Source organism: Pseudonocardia alaniniphila, from assembly GCF_022524485.1.
GTDB lineage: Bacteria > Actinomycetota > Actinomycetes > Mycobacteriales > Pseudonocardiaceae > Pseudonocardia > Pseudonocardia alaniniphila.
This window is the reverse complement of sequence record NZ_JAKXMK010000087.1, coordinates 1-1,490: the sequence shown is the minus strand read 5'-3', so window position 1 is coordinate 1,490 and position 1,490 is coordinate 1. Positions and strand designations below refer to the sequence as shown.

Here is a 1,490-nt window from a genome sequence, read left to right as displayed (position 1 = left end):
CCGCCTCCCCGTCCACCAGGACATCCGCCGCGATCTCGTCGGCGGCGGTGATGACCAGACCGTTCCGGATCACTGTCGTAGTCACGGCGTGACCTCCTCGATCGATGCCACGAGTGCGGTGAGGCCTTCATTCGCCTCGTCCGCGGTGAGCGTGAGCGGCGGGGCGATGCGCAGGACGTTGCCGTGCAGGCCGCCCTTTCCGACGAGCAGGCCGCGGCGCTTGGCGGCCTCCAGCACGGCGCTCGCGAGCTCTGGGGCAGGGTCGCCCGGAGTGCCGGTGCCGGGGCGCACGACCTCCACGCCGATCATCAGCCCCTTGCCGCGGACGTCTCCGACGATCGGGCTCTGCACGGCGCGCAGGCCGTCGAGCAGGGTCGGGCCGTGCCGGGCGGCGTTGTGCTGGAGGTCGTGTTCGAGCAGGTACCGGAGGTTGGCGAGTGCGCCTGCGGAGGTGAGCGGCGAGCCGCCGAACGTCGAGATCGAGTTGGCGCCGAGGCTGTCCATCACCTCGGCGCGGGCGATCACGCCGCCCATCGACAACCCGTTCCCGATGCCCTTGGCGAACGTGACGATGTCCGGCGTGGCGCCACGGTGTGCCTGCCAGCCCCAGAAGTGCTCGCCGGTGCGTCCCCAGCCGGTCTGCACCTCGTCGGAGATCCACAGGATTCCGCGCTCGCGCAGCACCTCCGCGAACGCGCCCAGCAGCCCGTCCGGTCCCGAGGTGAAGCCGCCGACGCCCTGGATCGGCTCGGCGATGAACGCGGCGATGTCACCACCGGACTGGTCGAGCACGTCCTTGAGGTCGGCCACGCACGCCGCGATGTACTCGCCGTCGGACAACCCCGCGTACGGCGATCGGTACTGCTGGCCGCCGTGGACGTAGTAGACCTGGAACGGCGAGAGCGACGTGGGCGACCAGGACCGGTTGCCCGTGATCGCGACCGTAGAGAACGACCGGCCGTGGTAGCTGTTGCGCAGCGCGAGGATCTGGTTCGACCGCCGCAGCGAGCTGGCGAGCAGCAGCGCCGCGTCGTTGGCCTCGGTGCCGCTGGGGGTGAGGAAGACCTTGGCGTCGGGGATGGCCGATACCGCTGCGATCTGCTCGGCCAACTCCACCATCGGGCGGTTGAGGTACAGCGTGGAGCTGTGGATGATCCGCCCGGCCTGCTCACTGACGGCCTTGGTCACCTCGGGCAGCGCGTGCGCCGTCATCGTGGTGAGGATGCCGCCGAAGAAGTCCAGGTAGCGGTTGCCGTCGGAGTCCCAGACGTGCCGGCCCTCGCCACGCTCGATCTCGATCGGCTCGTCGTAGTAGATCGAGAGCCACGAGGGGAGGACGGCTCGCGTGCGCGCGAGCAGATCGCGACCGCGGGCGCCGGTGCTCACTGCTCCACCAACGGGCCGTAGGCCTCGGGGCGTCGGTCGCGGTAGAACGCCCACTGTTGGCGCACCTCGTCGATCATCGCGAGGTCGAGGTCACGCACCACGAG

Annotated in this window: 1 protein-coding gene and 1 pseudogene; both read right to left on the bottom strand. The window is 70.2% G+C overall.

What is annotated here, in order from left to right; genetic code table 11:
• Positions 1-81 precede the first annotated feature (81 nt).
• Positions 82-1,386: an aspartate aminotransferase family protein gene (locus MMF94_RS43080; RefSeq protein WP_241043282.1), complete on the bottom strand. Its 1,305-nt coding sequence runs from the start codon at positions 1,384-1,386 to the stop codon at positions 82-84.
• Positions 1,383-1,490, bottom strand: a pseudogene (locus MMF94_RS43075) (acyltransferase); the annotation flags it as partial. The gene MMF94_RS43080 and the pseudogene MMF94_RS43075, both read right to left, overlap by 4 nt.